Origin of the sequence: Micromonospora sp. B11E3 (genome assembly GCF_039871625.1) — a bacterium.
Taxonomy (GTDB): Bacteria; Actinomycetota; Actinomycetes; order Mycobacteriales; family Micromonosporaceae; genus Micromonospora.
The window spans coordinates 39931-58888 of record NZ_JBDPMC010000032.1; the positions used below are offsets into that span (position 1 = coordinate 39931).

General features: G+C 76.6%; 18 protein-coding genes. 7 read left to right on the forward strand and 11 right to left on the reverse strand.

The features are described 5' to 3' along the window. Nucleotides 1-118 precede the first annotated feature (118 nt). Together ABGB16_RS17775 and ABGB16_RS17780 are read left to right on the forward strand one after the other, a co-directional pair. Nucleotides 119-241, forward strand: coding sequence for a hypothetical protein (locus tag ABGB16_RS17775; RefSeq protein ID WP_347669190.1), 123 nt, complete (start codon nucleotides 119-121; stop codon nucleotides 239-241). Between the two features lie 111 nt (nucleotides 242-352). Then, nucleotides 353-1303, forward strand: coding sequence for a TIGR03557 family F420-dependent LLM class oxidoreductase (locus tag ABGB16_RS17780; protein WP_347669191.1), 951 nt, complete (start codon nucleotides 353-355; stop codon nucleotides 1301-1303). A gap of 505 nt (nucleotides 1304-1808) precedes the next feature. On the opposite strand, the gene ABGB16_RS17785 is transcribed toward ABGB16_RS17780, so the two are convergent. Continuing rightward, nucleotides 1809-2438, reverse strand: a complete 630-nt coding sequence (locus ABGB16_RS17785; RefSeq protein WP_347669192.1) for a helix-turn-helix domain-containing protein — start codon at nucleotides 2436-2438, stop codon at nucleotides 1809-1811. Between the two features lie 92 nt (nucleotides 2439-2530). After that, nucleotides 2531-3364, reverse strand: coding sequence for a methyltransferase domain-containing protein (locus ABGB16_RS17790; protein WP_347669193.1), 834 nt, complete (start codon nucleotides 3362-3364; stop codon nucleotides 2531-2533). A 139-nt stretch (nucleotides 3365-3503) separates the two neighbouring features. On the opposite strand from ABGB16_RS17790, the gene ABGB16_RS17795 reads away from it, so the two are divergent. Next, nucleotides 3504-4568: a DUF3553 domain-containing protein gene (locus ABGB16_RS17795; RefSeq protein ID WP_347669194.1), complete on the forward strand. Its 1065-nt coding sequence runs from the start codon at nucleotides 3504-3506 to the stop codon at nucleotides 4566-4568. Nucleotides 4569-4624: 56 nt separating this feature from the next. Further along, nucleotides 4625-5128, forward strand: a complete 504-nt coding sequence (locus ABGB16_RS17800; protein WP_347669195.1) for a hypothetical protein — start codon at nucleotides 4625-4627, stop codon at nucleotides 5126-5128. A gap of 11 nt (nucleotides 5129-5139) precedes the next feature. On the opposite strand, the gene ABGB16_RS17805 is transcribed toward ABGB16_RS17800, so the two are convergent. Next, nucleotides 5140-6756 carry an MFS transporter gene (locus tag ABGB16_RS17805; RefSeq protein WP_347669196.1) on the reverse strand — a complete coding sequence of 539 codons (1617 nt, stop codon included), beginning with the start codon at nucleotides 6754-6756 and terminating at the stop codon, nucleotides 5140-5142. Nucleotides 6757-6836: 80 nt separating this feature from the next. Here ABGB16_RS17805 and ABGB16_RS17810 point away from each other — a divergent pair, with 80 nt between their 5' ends. From ABGB16_RS17810 to ABGB16_RS17820, 3 genes are all read left to right on the forward strand, one after another. Then, complete coding sequence (locus tag ABGB16_RS17810) at nucleotides 6837-7598, forward strand: TetR/AcrR family transcriptional regulator (RefSeq protein WP_347669197.1); 762 nt, start codon at nucleotides 6837-6839, stop codon at nucleotides 7596-7598. An 82-nt stretch (nucleotides 7599-7680) separates the two neighbouring features. Then, the gene (locus ABGB16_RS17815; RefSeq protein ID WP_347669198.1) at nucleotides 7681-8694 is read left to right on the forward strand and encodes a helix-turn-helix domain-containing protein; all 1014 of its coding nucleotides are present in this window, start codon (nucleotides 7681-7683) and stop codon (nucleotides 8692-8694) included. Nucleotides 8695-8767: 73 nt separating this feature from the next. Further along, nucleotides 8768-9826: a helix-turn-helix domain-containing protein gene (locus ABGB16_RS17820; protein WP_347669199.1), complete on the forward strand. Its 1059-nt coding sequence runs from the start codon at nucleotides 8768-8770 to the stop codon at nucleotides 9824-9826. Nucleotides 9827-10025: 199 nt separating this feature from the next. On the opposite strand, the gene ABGB16_RS17825 is transcribed toward ABGB16_RS17820, so the two are convergent. The 8 genes from ABGB16_RS17825 to ABGB16_RS17860 are packed head-to-tail and all read right to left on the reverse strand — an operon-like array spanning nucleotide 10026 to nucleotide 18843. Continuing rightward, nucleotides 10026-11009, reverse strand: coding sequence for a DNA topoisomerase IB (locus ABGB16_RS17825; protein ID WP_347669200.1), 984 nt, complete (start codon nucleotides 11007-11009; stop codon nucleotides 10026-10028). Further along, nucleotides 10993-11991: a glycosyltransferase family 9 protein gene (locus ABGB16_RS17830; RefSeq protein ID WP_347669201.1), complete on the reverse strand. Its 999-nt coding sequence runs from the start codon at nucleotides 11989-11991 to the stop codon at nucleotides 10993-10995. Before ABGB16_RS17830 ends, ABGB16_RS17825 begins: the two co-directional genes overlap by 17 nt. Continuing rightward, nucleotides 11988-12689: an SDR family oxidoreductase gene (locus tag ABGB16_RS17835; RefSeq protein ID WP_347669202.1), complete on the reverse strand. Its 702-nt coding sequence runs from the start codon at nucleotides 12687-12689 to the stop codon at nucleotides 11988-11990. Before ABGB16_RS17835 ends, ABGB16_RS17830 begins: the two co-directional genes overlap by 4 nt. Then, nucleotides 12686-14155, reverse strand: a complete 1470-nt coding sequence (locus ABGB16_RS17840; RefSeq protein WP_347669203.1) for a PfkB family carbohydrate kinase — start codon at nucleotides 14153-14155, stop codon at nucleotides 12686-12688. Before ABGB16_RS17840 ends, ABGB16_RS17835 begins: the two co-directional genes overlap by 4 nt. Then, nucleotides 14152-14958: an SIS domain-containing protein gene (locus ABGB16_RS17845; protein WP_347669204.1), complete on the reverse strand. Its 807-nt coding sequence runs from the start codon at nucleotides 14956-14958 to the stop codon at nucleotides 14152-14154. The genes ABGB16_RS17840 and ABGB16_RS17845 overlap by 4 nt, the downstream gene beginning before the upstream one ends. Beyond that, the gene (locus ABGB16_RS17850) at nucleotides 14958-16172 is read right to left on the reverse strand and encodes a glycosyltransferase (protein WP_347669205.1); all 1215 of its coding nucleotides are present in this window, start codon (nucleotides 16170-16172) and stop codon (nucleotides 14958-14960) included. Before ABGB16_RS17850 ends, ABGB16_RS17845 begins: the two co-directional genes overlap by 1 nt. Further along, a complete protein-coding gene (locus ABGB16_RS17855) occupies nucleotides 16157-17131 on the reverse strand; it encodes a glycosyltransferase (protein ID WP_347669206.1) in 975 nt (324 codons plus the stop codon). The genes ABGB16_RS17850 and ABGB16_RS17855 overlap by 16 nt, the downstream gene beginning before the upstream one ends. Further along, complete coding sequence (locus tag ABGB16_RS17860) at nucleotides 17128-18843, reverse strand: HAD-IIIA family hydrolase (RefSeq protein ID WP_347669227.1); 1716 nt, start codon at nucleotides 18841-18843, stop codon at nucleotides 17128-17130. Before ABGB16_RS17860 ends, ABGB16_RS17855 begins: the two co-directional genes overlap by 4 nt. Between the last annotated feature and the right edge of the window lie 115 nt (nucleotides 18844-18958).

Here is an 18958-nt window from a genome sequence, read left to right on the forward strand (position 1 = left end):
TCGGATCCCGGCCGCGGGCCGCGGCGGTGCTGCCATGGTCACACCGCGCCACGTAATAGTCAATAAACCTTACTGTTACGGGCTGGCGTCGCCGGGGCCCTCGTGGAAGAGTTCCGGCATGTTCCCCTCGACGTTCGCCGACGCCACGAGCGCGGCCGACGTGCCCGGCGTACGCCTGCTCGGCCTGGTCGTCGGCGGCCTGCTCCTGCTCGTCGCCATCCGGGCGATGTTCCGCCGCTGACAGTCGCCGCCTCCCCGTCGGCGCGGTCCGGCGGGTTGAGCCCGGCGCGCCGGGGTACGGCCTCGTTGTCCACCCGGTGCGACCGGCACCGCGACACGGCGAGGGGGAACGATGAAGATCGGCTATTTCCTGTCCTGCGAGGAGTACACCCCGGCCGAGCTGCTGGATCAGGCACGAGCCGCCGAGCGGGCCGGCTTCGACGCGCTGTGGATCTCCGACCACTACCACCCGTGGACGGACGCCCAGGGCCAGAGCCCGTTCGTCTGGTCGCTGATCGGGGCGCTGAGCCAGGTCTGCTCGCTGCCGGTCACCACGGCGGTGACGTGCCCGACCATGCGCATCCACCCGGCGGTGGTCGCCCAGGCCGCGGCCACCAGCGCCGTGCTGTACGACGGCCGGTTCGTCCTCGGCGTCGGCAGCGGCGAGGCGCTCAACGAGCACATCCTCGGCGCGGCGTGGCCGCAGGCCGACGTCCGGCTGGAGATGCTGGAGGAGGCCGTCGAGGTGATGCGGAAGCTGTGGCGGGACACGTTCGTCAACCACCACGGCAGGCACTACACCGTCGAGCACGCCCGGATCTACACCCGGCCGGACACCCCGCCGCCGGTCTACGTCTCCGGCTTCGGCCCCAAGGCCGTCGACCTGGCCGCCCGCGTCGGCGACGGGTTCGTCTGCACCAGGCCCGACGCCGACCTGGTCCGCCGGTTCCGCGACAACGGCGGCGGCGACAAGCCCTGCCAGGCCGGCTTCAAGGCCGCGTACGCCGACAGCGAGGACGAGGGCGCGCGGATCGCGTACGAGAAGTGGCCCAACGCGGGCGTGCCGGGCGAGCTGTCCCAGGTGCTCCCCTCGCCCCGGCACTTCGAGCAGGCCGGGCAGCTCGTGCAGCCAGAGATGATGAAGAAGTCCTTCGTCTGCGGCAACAGCGCCGACGCGCACCTGGAGATGATCGAGCAGTACGCCAAGGCCGGCTTCGACGAGGTCTACGTGGCCAACACCGGCCCCCACCACCAGGGCCTGTTCGACCTGTACCAACGCGAGGTGCTCCCCCGGCTGCGCTGAGCCCTCCGAGTACACAGCACGTCCGCGAGAAACCACGGATGCATCCGCACCCAGCTCAGGTCGACGGAGAGCCCGGGAAACGGCCACGGGCCCCGCCCGGTGAGTCCCAGCACCGCCCAGCCGAGCACGAGCGCGAGGGCCAGCAGGACCGGCAGCCGGGAAGCGCCCCTTCGCCCAGCCCCGGCCTGCGGTGTCGCAACAGGACGGTCGTCGGTCATCGGCACATTGTGCGGCAGCAGCACAACGCCACCTCGTCCGAAGGCCGGGTCGTGGACAACCCTGTGCGGCCCCCTGTGGAGCTGCCCCGTTCGTGCTACCCGCTCCCGCGGCCGGCCCGGCCGTCCGCCGCCCGCCGGGGCGGGGCATGTCGTGGAGACCCAGACCCCGCGCTGCCCCACCTACGCGGGCAACTCCAAAGGCCGCAACCTGCCGACCCACCCTCCGCGCGGCGCGGGCCAGGTGATCCTCCGCGCGGCACGGGCCGTATCCCTCCGCGCGGGACCGGTCAGGGCGGGAGGACGCCGCGCAGCAGGGTGCGGGTCAGGTCGTCGACCAGCCGGGCCGAGGGCTCCGGGGCCGGGCCGGGCCGGTGCAGCAGGTGGTTGAGGACGAGGTCGTGGCACACCCCGACGACCAGCGCGGCGAACGCCTCCGGGCTGGCGTCCGCCGCCACCCGGCCGAGGTCCCGCTCGGCGCGCAGGTAGTCGGCCAGCTCCGTCCGCAGGCTCTGTCCGCCGCCGAGCGGGTCGGGCAGTTCGGTCAGCCGGGCGAGCAGCTTGGGCTGGGCGACCAGGCCGGCCATGGCCGGCAGGACCGCCACGTGCAGCGCGAGCGCCCGGTCCAGGTACGCCCGGACGTTCGCCTCCACCGTGCCGTCGCCCGGCCGCGGGGGCGCCCCCGCCAGTGCCGCCTCGGCGGCCCGCACGTGCGCGGCCAGCGCGTGGGCGAGCAACTCCTCCTTGTCGGCGAAGTGGTTGTAGAGCACACCGTCGGCCACCTGCGCCTCGCGGGCGATGTCGCGCACGGTCAGCCCGACCGCGCCCCGGCGGGCGACCAGCCGTCCGGCGGCGGCGATCAGGTGCTCGCGCAGGCTCCGCTCGCCGCCGCGCAGCGCCGCGGCTCTCCTCGGTGACATCACGGGCATCCTAGGTCGTCACCCGCCCGGGGGGCGGTTCGGACCCGTGGCCGGCACCGGCCCCCGTGTCCGGCGCCGGCCACGGACCGGGGTCAGGCCGGACGGGTGGCGGTGACCAGCCAGGCGGTGCCGCGCAGGCGTACGCCGTCGGGGCCCGCATGGGCGCGCAGCGCGTCGGTCAGCGCGGCGCACGCCTGGTCGGCGGTGGCGGGGTCGACGCGGTCGAGCTGGTGGCGCAGCGGGCCCCAGCCGGCGAGGAACCGCCCGGCGTCGGCCGGGTCGGCCCCCCACCACCCCGACGCCTCGGCCGGCGCGCACGAGACGTCCGCGAAGCCGGCGGCGGCGAGCACCCGTCGGACGACGGCCGGATCGGCGAGCGAGAGCGGCTCGGCGGCGGCCGTGCCGTCGGTGCCGGGCGGCGGCAGATGGGCGGCGAGGGCAGCGAGGACCCTGCCGAGATCGCCGTGCCGGAGGTCGTCGAGGCAGACGAATGCCAGCCGCCCGCCGGGGCGTAGCGCCCGGCCGACGTTGCCGAACGCGGCGACCGGGTCGGCGAAGAACATCACCCCGAACCGGCTGAGCGCCACGTCGAACGACCCGGCGGCGAACGGGTGGACCTGCGCGTCGCCCCGGACGAAGCGGACGTTCGCCACGCCCTCCCGCTCGGCCGAGGCGGCGGCCCGGTCGAGCATCGGCGCGGACAGGTCGACGCCGAGCGCGTGCCCGTCCCCGGCGCGGCGGGCGGCCAGCCGGGTGAGCTGGCCGGTGCCGCAGCCCACGTCCAGAACCCGGTCGCCGGGTCGGACGGCTGCCAGCAGCGCCTCGTTGAAGCCGCTGTTGACGGCGTCGTACCGGGCCTGGTGGTCGGCCCAGTGCCGGCCCTCGTACCCGTTCCACGCCTGCGACTGGTGGCTGTTGACGATCACGCTGCTCGGCCTCCCCGTTATGAACAAGCATTCATGAGTTCTCGTTCATGATGGATGCCACGCCGGCCGGCGTCAACCGCCCGCACCGCCCGGCGGGTGCGGTTTCGGCGGAGCCGGCCCCGGGTACCTCCAGCCCTCGATGAAGCTGTCCACGTACTCCACGACGCTGCGCCGTGCCGCGCGCAAGCTGTTCGGCTGGACCACGCTGCGGCCCAACCAGCTCGCCGCGATGCGCGCCGTGATGAAGCGCCGCGACGCCCTGGTGGTGCTGCCCACCGGCGCCGGCAAGTCGGCGATCTACCAGATCCCGGCCAGCCTGATCCCCGGCCCGACCGTGGTCGTCTCCCCGCTGCTCGCCCTCCAGCAGGACCAGATCGCGGCGCTCAACGAGCGCCGGCGCCCCGAGCTGCGGGCGGTGCGGATCAGTTCGGACGAGACCCCCGCCCAGCAGGCGGAGGCGATCGCGGAGGTACGTGCCGGCCGGGCCGAGTTCCTGTTCATCACGCCCGAGCAGCTCGCCAACCCCGAACGGACGGCCGAGGTCCAGGAGATCGGCCGGGCCGGCCGGGACGGCGAACCGGCCCGGGTGCTGCTGCTCTGGCAGGCCGAGGACGTCGGACTGCGGCGGTTCTTCACCGGCGGGCTGCCCGACGCCACCGAGCTGCGGGACCTCGCCGCCCTGCTGCGCCGGGAGCCGCACACCAAGGGCGCGCTACGGGAGCTGACCGGCCTGGGGCCACGCAGGCTCGGGCAGTACCTGTCGCTGCTGGAGCAGGTGGGCGCGGCCGAGCCGCGGGGTCAGCGCCTGGGGGCGCCGCGGTACTCCCCGAAGCCCGTCGAGGCCGGGCGGGCCGCCCTCGCCGAGGCCGAGCGCCAGCAGTCCGTCACGCGGTCGCGTACGGACATGATGCGCGCCTTCGCCGAGACGACCGGCTGCCGCGGGCAGGCGCTGCTGGCCTACTTCGGCGAGCAGATGACCGAGGTCTGCGGGCACTGCGACAACTGCCTCGCCGGCACCAGCGTCGCCGACGACGGGGCCCGCGGACCGTTCCCGGTGCACAGCCAGGTGCGGCATCCGGAGTGGGGCGGCGGGCTGGTGCTCAGCTACGAGGACGACCGGATGACGGTGCTCTTCGACGAGGTCGGGTACAAGACCCTGTCGGTGCGCGTGGTGTCGGAACAGGGACTGTTGACCCTGGACTAGCCTGAGCCCGGCCCCGCGCGCCGGGGTCCACAGCAGAGAGCGAGAGGAGCGTTGTCGTGATCGAGCAGCCGGCGTACACCGGGTTCGGTTTCTCCGACGAGGAGTGGGGGCTGCTGGTCGGCCTGCCGCAGTCGGTGCTGACCGCGGCGAGCGCCGCCGAGCACGACGGCGCCCGCCGCACCATGGCCGAGAACGCCGCGGGCCTGGAGACCATCTCCGCCGGCCGGGAGTCGGCCAGCCCGCTCGTGGCCGCCGTCGCCGGCGAGATCGTCGTGCGGGTGGGCGATCCGGAGGCGGGCGAGGAGCTGCCGCTGATCGAGCCGGCCGATCCCCGCGCCGCGATCGAGGACGTGCTGAGCCGGGCCGCCGGGGCCGCCCGCCTGCTGGCCGCCAGGGTGGACGAGGGCGAGGCCGGTGCGTACAGGCACTGGCTGGTGGAGATCGCCGAGCACGTCGTGAGCGCGGCGTCCAGCGGGGGCATCCTCGGCCTCGGCGGCGACGTCGTCAGCGACTCGGAGCGGCGCTTCCGCGACCGGCTCGCCCAGGTCCTCAACGACTGAACAGCAGACGATCAGGCGGCTGTCACCGGAGCGCCCGGGGCGCCCTGGGCCGCCGAGTCCGGGGCGCCCTGGGCCGTTGAACCGTCCGGGGCGCACTCGGCGTCGGCGGGCGGCACGGTGGCGCCGCGCAGCGCCGTCAGCGCGATCGCCAGGCCGAGCACCATGACCGCCGCGCCGGCCAGCGCCGCCGCGTGCAGCCCGTCGGCGAAGGCGACGCGCGCCGCGTGCAGCACGGCCGCACCCGGGCCGGCCGGCAGCTGCTGGGCCACCGCCACGGCGCCGCCGAGGGTCTCCCGGGCGGCGGCGACCGCGTCCCCGGGCAGCCCGGCGGGCAGGGCGTCGGTCATCTCCCGCCGGTACACCGCGCCGCCCACGCTGCCCAGGACGGCCATGCCGAGCGCACCGCCGAGTTCGCTGCTCGACTCCGCCAGCGCCGAGGCGACGCCGGCCCGCCGCGGCGGCGCGGCGCCCAGGACCAGCTCGGTGACCAGGGACATCACCAGCACCAGGCCGGCGGCGTAGACGCTCGCGCCGACCAGCAGCACCCACAGCCCCGACTCCGCGGTGACCCGGGTGAGCACCGCGAAGCCGCCGGCCGCGACCGCGAAGCCCGCCCCGATCAGGTACGCCCGGGGCACCCGCCGGGCGAGCGCGGTCGCGGCCGGGGCCACGCCGCCCACGGCGAGGGAGGGCACGAGGCTCCACAGCGCCGCCCGCAGCGGGCTCAGCCCGAGCACCGACTGCAGGTGCTGGGTGGTGAAGATGGCGAAACCGACCATGGCGAACATCGCCAGCACGTTGACCGCGAGCGCGCCGCCGAACGCCGGGCGGCGGAACAACGCCAGGTCCAGCATCGGGTACGCGGCCACGCGCTGCCGCCACAGGAAGAGCGCCCCGAGCGCGACGCCGGCGACCAGGGTGAGGCCGGGCAGCGGGGCCCAGCCGTCGCGGGTGAGTTCCTTCAGGCCGTAGACGAGCGGCAGCAGCGTGCCGAGCGACAGCGCCGCGCCCACCAGGTCGAAGCGGCCGGCGGCCGGGGCGCGAGACTCCGGCACCAGGGCCGGGGCGAGCAGCAGGAGCAGCAGCATCGCCGGGATGTTGATCAGGAAGACCGAGCCCCACCAGAAGTGTTCGAGCAGGACGCCGCTGAGCACCGGGCCCAGGGCGACCCCGCCGGTCAGCGCGGCGGTCCAGATGCCCACCGCGGTCCCCCGCTGGCGCGGGTCGGCGAACATGGCCCGCACCAGGGCCAGGGTGGAGGGCATCAGGGTGGCCCCGCCGACGCCGAGGGCGGCGCGGGCGGCGATCAGGGTGGCCGGGCCGTCGGCGTACGCGGCGAGCACGGAGGCCGCGCCGAAGGCGGTCGCGCCGAGCAGCAGCAGCCGGCGCCGGCCGATCCGGTCGCCGAGGGCGCCCGCCGTGACGAGCAGCCCGGCGAGCACGAAACCGTAGACGTCGAGGATCCAGAGTTGCTGCGTGCCGGTGGGGCGCAGCTCCGCGCTGATGAACGGGACGGCGAAGTAGAGCACCGAGACGTCCATCGAGACCAGCAGCAGCGGCAGCATCAGCACGGCGAAGCCGATCCACTCGCGCCGGCCGGCGCGGGGTGGTTGGTGCGTCCGGGACATGGGAGGACTCCTTCTGCGTATGACATACGCGTTACTGCGTAGACGATACGCAGAACTAGGATGAGCGGCAAGGAGGAGACGTGGAACCGACGGACGACGACACCGCGACGGCGCTGCCGCTCGCGATCGAGGTCGCCTGGGGCCTGCGCGGGCGCGCCGCGAAGGGCCCCCGACCCGGCCTGACCGTGGCCGGGATCGTCGACGCGGCGGTCCGGGTGGCCGACGCCGAGGGGCTCGCGGCGGTGTCGATGGGCCGGGTGGCCCGGGAGTTGGGGGCGGCCACCATGGCGCTCTACCGGTACGTCGGCGCCAAGGACGAACTGCTGACCCTGATGGTCGACGCCGCCTACGGCGCCCCGCCGCGCGTCGCCGAACCGGGCGGATACTGGCGGGACGGACTGGCCGGCTGGGCCCGGGCGGAGCGGGCCGCCCTGCACCGGCATCCGTGGATCCTCCAGGTGCCGATCAGCGGCCCCCCGGTGACCCCGCACGCGCTCGCCTGGATGGAGCAGGGGCTGCGCTGCCTCGCCGGCACGGGGCTGACCGAGGCCGAGAAGATGTCGGTGATCCTGCTGGTCACGGGCTACGTGCGCAACGAGGCGCTGCTCGGCGTGCAGATCGCCGAGGCGGCCCGCGCGGCGGGACGGGAACCCGGGCAGATCATGCCGGACTACCGGCGGCTCCTCACCCGCCTGACCGACCCCGACCGCTTCCCGGCCCTGCACGCCGTCATCGCCGCCGGCGTCCTGGACCGCGACGACGACCCCGACGACGAGTTCGACTTCGGGCTCGACCGGGTGCTCGACGGCGTGGCGGCGCTCGTCCGGACCCGTACCGCCTGACCCGGGCCGGGTTCCGGGGCGGCGACGAGTTCACGGGGTCCCCTACGTCGAGAATGAGGGACAGCGCGAGAGGAGGCCGGTGATGAGCACGTTGCGGGTCGAGACGATGGACACGACCCTGCTGCCGCCGCCGGAGCGGTGGCCGTTCTGGGTGGACGTGAGCGCCCGCGTCTCCGCGCCCATCGCCATCACCAGCGACCACGCCGCGGACTTCCAGGGCCGGGCCCGGCTCGTCGCGCTCGGCGGCGGGGTCGCCCTCACCCGGTTCCGCTACCAGTCCCTGGCCGGGCGGCGGACGCACCGGCTGATCCGGCAGGCCGACCCCGAGGTCTACCAGGTGGCCCTGCCCCTGTCCGGAGCCAGCGCGATCAGCGCCCGCCGGCGGGACACGATGTTGGGCAGCGGGGACTTCACCCTGGTCGACTGGGGGCGGCCACACGCCATCATGCACGCCCCCGGCCCGCGCGGCCAGGAGGCCGCGTCCTCGGTCACCGCGGTCATCCCCCGGGCCCTGCTGCCCCTGGAACCGGACAAGGTGGACCGCCTGTCGGCGGCGCGGATCTCGGGAACGGAGGGGCCGGGGGCGCTGCTCGCCCAGCACCTGCACCAGATCACCCGGCACCCCGAGCAGTTCCGGGTCAGCGACGCCCCGCACCTGGCCGACGTCACCCTCAGCCTGGTCTCCCTGCTGCTCGCCCGCCACCTCGACACCGAGGCCCGACTTCCCGCCGAGATGCGCCAGCAGGCACTGCTCACCCAGGTACGGGACTTCATCGACCGGCACCTCGGCGACCCCGACCTGTCACCCCAGGCCGTCGCCGACGCCCACCACGTCGCCCTGCGTACCCTGCACCGCCTCTTCGCCGACGAGGAGGAGACGGTCGCCGGCACGATCCGCCGCCGCCGCCTCGAGCGCTGCCGCCGCGACCTGACCGACCCGCTGCTGGCCGACCGGCCCGTCCAGGCCATCGCCGCCCGCTGGGGCTTCCGGGACAAGGCCCACTTCAGCCGCGCGTTCCGCGCCGCGTACGGAACGAGCCCGCGGGCGTACCGGGAGGGACGGCGTGCCGGCACGGGCCCGGCGCCGTCGGAGTAGCCTCCCCGGACCGGCCCGTTCCACACCCCCGACCGGTCCGGCTGGCCAGGCCCCCGACCCGGAGGAAGAGCGCATGTTGCAGCGACACACCGTCGACACGACGGTGGTGGCACCGGCCGACCGGTTCGGGATGTGGCTGGACCTGATCGCCCGGACATCCGCTCCGCTGCGGATCCACAGTGACCACACGGCCGACTTCGCCGCCCGCGCGGACGTCGTCGAGCTGGGGCCGATCCAGCTCATCAGCTACCGCTACCCCTCGCTGCACGCGGTCCGGCCCCGCAAGCTGGTGCGCTGCTCCGACCCGGAGGTCTACTCGCTCGCCCTGACCACCACCGGCCGCAGCGGGATCAGCCAGCACGGCCGCAGCAGCGGGTTCGACACCGCCGACTTCACCTTCTACGACTGCTCGCAGCCGCACGAGGTCTCCCACACTGGGCGCCACGCCGGCCGGGAGCCCGCGACCACGGTCGCGGCGCTCGTCCCGCACGCCGCGCTGCCGCTGCCGGTGGACCGGCTCGCGCCCCTGTTCGCCGGCCGGCTCTCCGGCACCGCGGGGCTGGGGGCGCTGCTCGCGGACTACCTGGTCCGGATCACCCGGCACCCCGAGCAGTACCACGCCGCCGACGCCGACCGGCTCGGCACCGTCGGGCTGGACCTGATCTCCACCATGCTCGGCCGGTACCTCGTCTCCGAGGACGAGGTGCCGGCGGAGGTCCGGCGCCGGGCGCTGCTCACCCGGATCCGGGCGTTCGTCCGGGAGAACCTGGACGACCCCGCGCTCGCCCCCCGGACGATCGCCGACGCCCACCACGTCTCGGTCCGGTCGCTGCACCGCCTCTTCGAGGCCGAGGAGACCACGGTCGCCGAGTACGTGCGGACCAGCCGGCTGGAGCGGTGCCGGCGGGACCTGGCCGACCCGACGCTGCGCGACCGGCCGGTCCAGGTGCTCGCCCTGCGCTGGGGCTTCCAGGACAAGGCCCACTTCAGCCGCGCGTTCCGGGCCGCGTACGGCACCACGCCGCAGGCGTACCGCAGGGAACAGGCACGGATCGTCAACGAGCAGGCGTCCACGGTCAACTCGGACGGCGGGAAGTCCCCACATACTGGGGACGGGCCGGTCACCGGGTAGCACCGGTGGGACGGCCCACAGGTAACGGGGGGCCGTGGCGAGGCGCCCGCGACCGGTAGCGTCGCGGGCGGCCGCCCGGTGCCGTGGCCCGTACCCGCGACGTCGGCGCGGAACGGCCACGCCCTCCCCGCGTGGACGGTCACCGCCTCGCCCCGGCTCCGGCCCCGTCGCGTCCCCCCAGGACCGGCGGCGAGGCCGGTCACAACTCCTCCAGCAGTTCCAGCACACGCCGCTCGGCCTGCTCGCGCGGCGTCCGGGGCGGCACCGGCGCCACCACCCCGTCGTGGAACAGGTCGACCACCCGGGGGTCCACGTAGGAGGTCCGCGCGACGGTCGGGGTGTTGCCGAGCAGCTCCGCCACCTCCCGCATCACCGCGGCCACGGCTCTCTTCCGGGCGGTCGCCGAGCGGGCCGGTCCGGCGGCGGCCAGCTCGGTCGCGGCCAGAACGGTGGCGTGCCAGGTACGGAAGTCCTTCGCCGTCATCTCGCCGCCGCTGGCGTCGCGCAGGTACTCGTTGACCTCGTCGCTGCGCACGTCCCGCCAGTCCCGCCCGTCCCAGTAGCCGAACAGCCGCTCCGCCCGGCGCCGCCGCCGGCGCAGGTCGAGCAGCACCTGGCACAGCTGCGGGTCCTCGATCCGCCGAACCTGCTCCACCCCGCCCTTGGCGGGGAACGCGAAGACCACGCAGCCGCCCCGGCTGCGGGCGTGCTCCGGGCGCAGGGTGGCCACGCCGAAGGTGGCGTCGTCGCCGACGGCGTACTGGTCGCTGCCGACGCGGAACATGCCCATGTCGAGCAGCCGGGTCACCGTGGCGAGCACCCGGTCCCGGTTCAGTCCCCGGCCCGCCAGGTCGCGGGCCACCCGCTCGCGCAGCACGGGAAGGCGGTGGGCCACCTCCAGCACGTGGTCGAACTTCGCCTCGTCGCGCCTGCGCCGCCACTCCGGGTGGTAGAGGTACTGCTTGCGGCCGGCGGCGTCGATCCCGGTCGCCTGGATGTGCCCGTTGTGGTGGGGGCAGATCCACACGTCCCGCCACGCGGGCGGGATCACCAGGTCCCGCAGCCGGGCCAGCTCGTCCGGGTCGCGGACGGGCGCGCCGTCGGGGCCGAGGAAGAGCCAGCCCCTGCCGCGGCGGCGGCGGCCGTACCCCGCCCTGCCCGGATCGCTACGCCGTAACCGCACCGGAGATCCGCACCGCCCGTTCCGCCTCGTCCACCGCGGCCAGCACCTCGTCGAGCCCGACGGCCGCCAACACCGGATCGGTCCTACCCCCGTCGCGCCCCGGCCAATCCCCCGCCGAGCTGCGCTCCCGGCCCAGGTCGGGGGCCGGGTGCCCACGGTCGCCGGCCCAGAGCACCCGGTGCCGGGGGCGGTCGGCCGGCGGGCCCCACCGCGCCGGCGGCACCGGGCCGAAGAGCACCACGGACGGCGTGCCGTACGCGGTGGCGAGGTGGGCGATTCCCGTGTCGTTGCTGACCACCAGCCGGGCGTACGCCACGAGGGCGGCCAGGTCCCCGAGGTCGGTGCGGCCGGCGAGCACCGCCTCCGGCGCGAGCCCGCCGTGGTCCGCGACCCACGCCGCCAGCTCCCGCTCCTCCGCCGACCCGGTGACCACCACCCGGTGCCCGCGCTCGGTCAGCCGGCGGGCCAGCGCCGCGTACCGCCCGGCCGGCCAGCGCTTGGCCGTCAGCTTCGTGCCCGGGTGCAGCACGGTCACCCCGGTCGGCGCGGGCCCCGGCGCGGGGCGGCGCAGAGCCAGGTCGTTGCGGTCGGCGGGGACGCCGTACCAGGCGAGCAGGCGGACCCAGCGGTCGACCTCGTGCTCGTCGTCGCGCCACCGCGGCCCGTCGACGTGGCCGGCGTCCGGGTTGGCGAAGGCGAGCAGCCGCCCGGGGCAGGTGGCCGCGAGCACCCGGTGCGAGCGCGGGCCGCGCCCGTGGAGGTTGACGGCGAGGTCGGGGGGCGGGCCGGCCCAGGGCAGCGGGCCGAGGCCGGAGACCGCGACGAGGCGGTCGACGCCGCCCACCAGCTCGACCAGGGGGCCCAGCCACCGGGGGGCGACGAGGGCGAGCTCGCTGTCGGGCGCCGCGGCGCGCAGGGCGCGCAGCGCGGGGACCGCGGTGGCGAGGTCCCCGACGCCGAGGGCGCGCAGCACGAGAATCACGGGTACGAGGTCTCCCGCTCGGCGCAGACGACCAGCTCGCGTACGGCGCAGCCGGCCGGCTGGGACAGCGCGAACATGACGGCGGCGGCGGTGTCGGCGGGGTTGTTGAGCACGGCGTCGGGCCCGGGCCGGTACTGCGGGTCGCGGTCGTCGAAGAACGCGGTGCGCATGCCGCCGGGGACGAGCAGGGTGACGCCGACGCTCCCGGCGAGCTCGGCGGCCAGCGCCCGGGTGAAGCCGACGACGCCGAACTTGGCGGCGCAGTACGCCGTGGCGTCGCTGACGGCCTTGACGCCCAGCGTCGAGGCGATCGTGACGATGGTGCCCCGGGACGCCTCCAGCCACGGCAGGGCCGCCCGGATCACCGCGACGGTGGCGAGCAGGTCGACCGCGACGACCCGCTCCCACGTCTCGGCGGGGACGTCGGCGAGCCGGCCGGGGACGTCGATGCCGGCGGCGGTCACCACGGCGTCCAGCCCGCCGGAGCGTTCGGCCAGCTCGCGGGTCGCCGCCTCGGCGGACCGGGTGTCGGCCAGGTCGCACTCCACCCACGGCACCCCGTCGGCCGGGGCGTGCCGATCCAGCACCAGGGGCCGCCCGCCGGCCCGGGCCACGGCCGTCACCACCGCCGCCCCCAGCCCGCTGGACCCGCCGGTGACCAGGACGGTCGGCCCCGCCCCGGGGAGATCGCCCGTCATCGCGCCCCCTCCGCCGTCGCGCGGTCCACGCCCGCCCCGGGCCCTCGGCCGCCGGCCCCGCCACCGCGGGCGGCGGCGATCATGTCGGTGGTCGAGCGCCCGTTCAGGTACGGCACCACGACCGTGTGCCCGCCCCAGCGGCGCAGCAGCTCCGCCTCGGGCAGCGCCGGCTCGCCGCCGCCGGTGGCGTAGTCGCCGCCCTTGACCCAGATGTCCGGCCGCAGCCAGGTCAGCGCCGCCTCCGGGGTGGCCTCGTCGAAGATGACCACCGCGTCGACGCAGCTCAGCGCCGCCAGCAACCGGCCGCGGTCGCTGTGCGGCACCACCGGCCGGTCCGGCCCCTTCAGCCCGGCCACGCTCGCGTCGGAGTTCAGGCAGACGACCAGGCAGTCTCCGAGCTGGCGGGCCGCCTCCAGGGTGGCGACGTGGCCGGCGTGCAGCAGGTCGAAGCAGCCGCCGGTGGCGACCACGGTGCCGCCGGCGGCGCGCACCTCGGCGACGACCGCCGCGGCGGCCCCCACCCCGATCCGCTCGCCGCCGGGCCGGGACACCGCCACGGGGGCCGTCCGCACGGGCGGGGGCAGGGCGGCGGCCACGCCCCCGGCCGCCACGTACGCCGACGCCTCCTCGACCGCCGCCTGCACCGCCTCGGAGACCAGCGCCCCCCGGGACAGCGCGATGCTGGCCGTGGCCGCGAACCGGTCCCCCGCGCCGCAGGTGTCGCCCTCGGCGTTGGCCGGCGCGGGCACCACCAGCGGGGTCGAGCCGGCGTGGCAGAGCAGCGCCCCGTCGCCGCCCAGCGTCACCGCGACCGCCCCGGCCTGCCAGCGCTGGCGCAGTCCCTGCGCGCCCCGCGACGCGGTGGCCAGCCGGGACACCCCCGGCGCGGTCTTCGCCAGCTCGCGTACCTCCGACTCGTTCGGCGTCGCCAGGTGTACGCCGGGCACCGCGGCCGGGCCGCGCGGGTGCGGATCCCACACCACCGGGGCGCGGGTCGCGGCGAGCGCCGCCCGCAGCGCCGGCTGCCGGGCCACCCCCCGCCCGTAGTCGCTGACCAGCACCGCGGACGCGCCGGCCAGCAGCCGCAGCACGGCGTCGCCGGGCTCACCGGGCTCCCCGGGCGGCCCGCCCCGGTCGTGCCGCAGCAGCACCCGACCCCGGGCCCGCAGCCGGATCTTCTCCGGCGTGGCGCCGCGCAGCGGCAGCGGGTACACCCGCACCCCGGCGGCGGCGAGCAGCGTGCTCAGCCGGGCGGCGCCCTCGTCGTCCGCGAGCGCGGTCACCAGGGCCACCTCGGCGCCCTGCGCGGCGGCGAAGACCGCCGCCAGGCCCGCCCCGCCGGGCCGGTCGACGGCCGCGGACTCGTCGAGGACCGGCACCGGTGAGTCCGGACAGAGCCGGTTCACCAGCCCCTCCACGTCCCGGTCGAGCAGGATGTCGCCGACCACCACCACCGGTCCCGTCATGCTCGCCTCCCCCGTCCGGTCTCGACCTGGGCGTCGCCGTCGCCGTCCAGCACCACCTCGACGCCGGCGCGCACCGGCTCTGCCCCGTCGGGGACCGGCGGCCCTGCCGGCACGGCCGGCTCGGGGCCGGCGGGGGTCGACGTCCCGGGCCGGCCCGCCGCCCGGCCGGGCCGCGTGGCGGTCGTCCGACCCGCGGCCGCGAGCGCCGCGGGCAGCACCCGGTCGACGTACTCGCAGAGCACGTGGGCGGAGACCAGGTGCAGTTCCTGGACCACCTGGCTGTCCGGCGAGGCGATGGCCAGCGCGTCGTGGCAGGCGTCGGCGAGGGGGTTGGGGGCGGGTCCGGTGAACGCCCAGCAGCGCAGGCCGGCCTCCCGTCCGGCGCGGGCGGCGGCGAGCAGGTTCGCGCTGACGCCGCTGGTGGACAGCAGCAGGAGGATGTCCTCGGGCCGGCCGTGGGCGCGTACCTGCCGGGCGAAGACCTCGTCGTAGCCGTAGTCGTTGCCGATCGCGGTGAGGGCGGACGTCTCGGCGTGCAGCGCGATGGCCGACAGCGGCTGCCGCTCGTCGCGGAGCCGCCCGACGAGTTCGGCGGTCAGGTGCTGCGCCTCGGCGGCGCTGCCGCCGTTGCCGGCCACCAGCAGCCGACCCCCGGCCGCCAGCCGGTGCGCCAGCTCGCCACCCCAGCGGGCCAGCAGCTCCTCGCAGCGCCGGTACGGCAGCAGCGCCGCCGCGAGGCTCGCCAGGTGGGCGTCGAGCACCGACGGGGCGGCCCGGTCGGGGCCGGCCGGCGCGGCGGCCATCAGGCGACCACCCCGGTGGCCGGGCGCACCGCCACCTCGTCGTACACCCCGGCCAGCCGCTCCGCGGTGGTGGCCCAGGAGTAGCCGCGCCGGGCCCGGTCGCGGGCCGCCGTGGCGTACGCGAAGCGGCGGACGCGGTCGTCGAGCAGGCTCCGGAGCGCGGCGCCCAGGGCCTGCGGGTCCCGGGGCGGCACGAGGTCCCCGGTCACCCCGTCCAGCACCGTGTCGATCAGGCCGCCGACGGCCGTGCCGACCACCGGCACGCCGCAGGCCATCGCCTCCAGGGGGGTCAGCCCGAACGGCTCGTACCAGGGGGCGGCGACCAGCACGTCGGCCGAGCGGTACCAGCGGCCCATCTCCTCCCGGGGCACCGCGCCGACCAGCGTCACCCGGTCGGCGACCCCGCACGAGGCGGCGAGGGCCCGCAGCCGGCGGGCGTGCGGGTCGGTCTCCAGCAGGCCCTCGGGCGGGCCGCCGACGATCACGCACTCGGCGTCGGGCAGCAGCGGCATGGCCCGTACGACGTCGGCGAAGCCCTTGCGCTCGACCAGGCGGCCGACGGTGAGGATGCGCGCCCGGCCGGGGGTGCGCTCGGCGGCGGGACCCAGCGGCGCGAACGTGGCCAGGTTCACCCCGGACGGCACGACGGTCATCCGGGACCGGGGCACGCCCATCCGGACCAGCTCGCCGACCTCGTCCTGGCACTGGGCGACCACCCGGTCCACGGACCGGCCCAGCTGGAGCTCGTAGCCGATGCGGCGGGCCGGGCTGGTGTCCTGCACGCCCTGGTGGCGCCGCTTCACCGTGCCCAGCGCGTGGTACGTCTGCACCACCGGCACCCCGGTACGCCGGCCGGCGGCGAGCGCGGCCAGGCCGCTCATCCAGAAGTGCGCGTGGATCACCTCGGGCAGCCAGTCCCCGGCGCGCCACCGGTCGACCAGCCACCGGCCGAACGCCCGCATGTGCGGCAGCAGCGCGTCCTTCGCGACCGGCTCGGCCGGCCCGGCGGGCACGTGCACGACGTCGTACCCGTCGGGGCTGCGGACCGTCACCGGCAGGTCCACGGCGTCGCGGCGGGTGTAGACCCGCACGTCGTGCCCGGCGGCGACCAGCGCGGCGGAGAGCTCCGCGACATGCGTGTTCTGGCCGCCGGCGTCCTCGCCGCCGAGGACGGCGAGCGGGCTGGCGTGCTCCGAGATCATCGCGATCCGCATGTTTCCTCCTCCAGCAGCCGGTCCCAGTCAGCGAGGAAGCGGTGCAGGCCGTAGCGGTCCCGGGTCGCCCGCCGGGCCGCCGCGCCCGCCCGGGCGGCGGACGCCGGATCGTCGACGAACCGCCGGGCGGTCTCCAGCAGCGTGTCGATCCGGGTGGAGAGCGCGCCGGCCTCCGGCGGGACGGCGGCCACGGCCTCGGTGGTGGCCAGCGCGACCACCGGCATGCCCATGGTCATCGCCTCGACGAGGCTGAGCCCCAGCGAGGTCCACCGGCACAGGTGCAGGTACGCCCGCCGCCGGGCCAGCTCGGCGTGCATCCGCTCCTGCGGCACGTCGTCGTGTTCGGCGAGCCGGTCGGGCGGCAGCCCCAGCCGCCGCGCGAGGCCGGCGACGCCCATGCCGAAGACGTCCAGCGGGGCGACGGCGGCGAACCGGGGCAGCAGGTCCGTGCCGGTGACCCGCCACCGGCGTACCGGCTCGTTGATCACCACGGCGAGGCGCTCCAGCTCGCCGGTCCACTCCACGTCCGGGGCGACGACGCCGTGCTCGACGACGGCGGTGCGGGTGGCGCCGTTGTCCCAGAACAGCTCGTTGAAGTGGGTCACGTGGGTGAGCAGGAGGTCGTCCCGGTCGGCCATCGGATGGCGGGTGTTCGGCACGTCGCCCTTGGGCGTGTTGTGCTCCACGTACACCGCCGGAACGTCCCGGCCGACCCGCCGGCCCAGCCACTCGCACGCCAGGTCGAACTCCTCGGGCCGCTGGAGGACGACGACGTCCACCTCGGCGCGGCGCAGCTCGGCGGGGGCGACCTCGACGGCGCTGCCGGGCCACCGGTAGGTGCGGGCCCGGCCGAGCCCGTAGGGGCCCCGGTCCGGGGTGACCGGCACCAGGTACCGGTGCCGGCCGTGCACGAAGGACGTGGTCCACGACCCGTGCACGTGCCACACCAGGACGTTCATCGGCCGCTCCCGCGGCCGCCGGCCGGCACCGCCGACCCGCCGGCGTGCGGCCGGACGACGCCGTACGGCCCGGCGTCGGGGGCGTCGGGCCGGCCCGTGGGCACGCCGAGCAGGCGTACCGCGTCGAGGACCGCGCCCGGGTCGAGGCCGGCCAGGCAGGGATGCCCGGGAACGGGGCAGGCGACGGCGCGGGTGTCCCGGCACGGCGCGTCGGCGTCGCCGAGCCGGACGGTGGGCACCCGGTAGGGCCCCCACTGTCCGAACGGGACGGTGGGGGCGAAGAGGCTGACCACCGGCACGCCGAGCGCGGCGGCCAGGTGGGCCGGGCCGGTGTTGCCGACCACCAGCGCCCCCGCGCGGGCGACGATGCCGGCCAGCTCCGTCAGGCCGGTGTGCCCGCCGAGGTCGAGGCCCCCGGCGGCGGCCACCCGGGCGGTCAGCCCGCGCTCGTCCGGCCCGCCGGTGACCACCACCCGGTACCCGGCCCCGGCGAGCACCCGGACGATCCCGGCGGCCACCTCGGGCGGGCAGGCCCGCGCCGAGGCCGACGAGCCGGGGTGCACGACGACGTACCCGGGCCGGTCGAGCCCGGGCGGCGGCGGGGGCACCGCGTCCGGGCGCAGGCGCAGCCGGGGCTGGTCGTGGGCGGGCAGGGCGTACCCGGCGGCGGCGGCCAGGGACAAGGCCCGCTCGGGCTCCGGCACGCCCACCGGTACGCGGTGCCGCACGTCGAGCAGGCTGCCCGGGAAGTCGTCGCTGATGGCGCTGACCCGGCGCAGGCCGGCCATCCGCAGCAGCAGCGCCAGCGGCAGCGGCGACTGGTGGAAGCTGGTGAACACCACCGCCTCGTCCGCGCCCGTGGCCGCCAGCCGGTCCACCAGGCGGCGGGTGCGCTCCGGGTCGACCGGTCCCGCGTCCGGGTCGATCCACTCCAGGGGCCACTCGACGATCTCGTCGACTCCCGGGAGCAGGTCGGCGGCGGCCCGGCCGCGCGGCCCGCACAGCAGCACCACCCGCTCGGCGTGCGCCGCCACCGCCCGGATGCCCGGCCCGGTCACCAGCACGTCCCCCGCCGAGTCGCTGCGCACCACCAGCACGGTGCCGGCCGTACGGGGCGCGGCCGGCACGACGGCGCGCTGCCGACGCAGGATCTCGTCGACGGCGGCGGTGAGGGTGGCGGCGGTACCCGGGGCGGCGGCCACCTCCTCGCCGCGGGTCACCGGGGTGGGCACCAGGATGCCGCTCGCCCCGGCGGCCAGCGCCGCCGTCATGTCCCGGCCGATGTCCCCCACCATGACGCACCGGGCGGCGGTGGTGCCCAGCCCGGCCGCGGCGGCGTGCAGCAGCCCCGGCGCGGGCTTGCGACAGCGGCACCCGGCCTCGTCGTCGTGCGGGCACACCAGCCACGCGTCGAACGGCCCGAGCAGCTCCTCCACCCGGGCGTGCACCCGCGCCATCTGCCCGGCCGTGAAGTACCCCCGGGCCAGGCCGGACTGGTTCGTCACCACGGCCAACCGCAGGCCGGCCGCCCGCAGCCGGTCCAGCGCCGCCCGGGCCCCCGGCACCGGGCGCACCTTCTCCGGGTCGCCGTTGTACGGGACGTCCTCGATCAGCGTCCCGTCGCGGTCCAGCAGCACCGCGTCGAACAGGACACCGCCGGAGCGGCCAGAACCCGGGTCGACCCGGGCTGACCTGCGCCGATCCGGCTCCATCTGGTCCCGTCGCACGGGCCGCGGGTTCCCGGCGCCCCGGGGAGTAAACACGGCGATACCCGCCGCCCCGGAGAAGCTAACCCGCCGGTCGTTAGCGCGGGCACCCGCGGGGTAT

Excerpts from the sequence above, each read along its gene's own strand:
- ABGB16_RS17775 (WP_347669190.1), top strand. The coding sequence starts at position 119 with ATGTTCCCCTCGACGTTCGCCGACGCCACGAGCGCGGCCGACGTGCCC.
- ABGB16_RS17780 (WP_347669191.1), top strand. The coding sequence starts at position 353 with ATGAAGATCGGCTATTTCCTGTCCTGCGAGGAGTACACCCCGGCCGAG.
- ABGB16_RS17785 (WP_347669192.1), bottom strand. The coding sequence starts at position 2,438 with ATGTCACCGAGGAGAGCCGCGGCGCTGCGCGGCGGCGAGCGGAGCCTG.
- ABGB16_RS17795 (WP_347669194.1), top strand. The coding sequence starts at position 3,504 with ATGAAGCTGTCCACGTACTCCACGACGCTGCGCCGTGCCGCGCGCAAG.
- ABGB16_RS17805 (WP_347669196.1), bottom strand. The coding sequence starts at position 6,756 with ATGTCCCGGACGCACCAACCACCCCGCGCCGGCCGGCGCGAGTGGATC.
- ABGB16_RS17815 (WP_347669198.1), top strand. The coding sequence starts at position 7,681 with ATGAGCACGTTGCGGGTCGAGACGATGGACACGACCCTGCTGCCGCCG.
- ABGB16_RS17820 (WP_347669199.1), top strand. The coding sequence starts at position 8,768 with ATGTTGCAGCGACACACCGTCGACACGACGGTGGTGGCACCGGCCGAC.
- ABGB16_RS17835 (WP_347669202.1), bottom strand. The coding sequence starts at position 12,689 with ATGACGGGCGATCTCCCCGGGGCGGGGCCGACCGTCCTGGTCACCGGC.
- ABGB16_RS17840 (WP_347669203.1), bottom strand. The coding sequence starts at position 14,155 with ATGACGGGACCGGTGGTGGTGGTCGGCGACATCCTGCTCGACCGGGAC.
- ABGB16_RS17845 (WP_347669204.1), bottom strand. The coding sequence starts at position 14,958 with ATGGCCGCCGCGCCGGCCGGCCCCGACCGGGCCGCCCCGTCGGTGCTC.
- ABGB16_RS17850 (WP_347669205.1), bottom strand. The coding sequence starts at position 16,172 with ATGCGGATCGCGATGATCTCGGAGCACGCCAGCCCGCTCGCCGTCCTC.
- ABGB16_RS17855 (WP_347669206.1), bottom strand. The coding sequence starts at position 17,131 with ATGAACGTCCTGGTGTGGCACGTGCACGGGTCGTGGACCACGTCCTTC.
- ABGB16_RS17860 (WP_347669227.1), bottom strand. The coding sequence starts at position 18,843 with ATGGAGCCGGATCGGCGCAGGTCAGCCCGGGTCGACCCGGGTTCTGGC.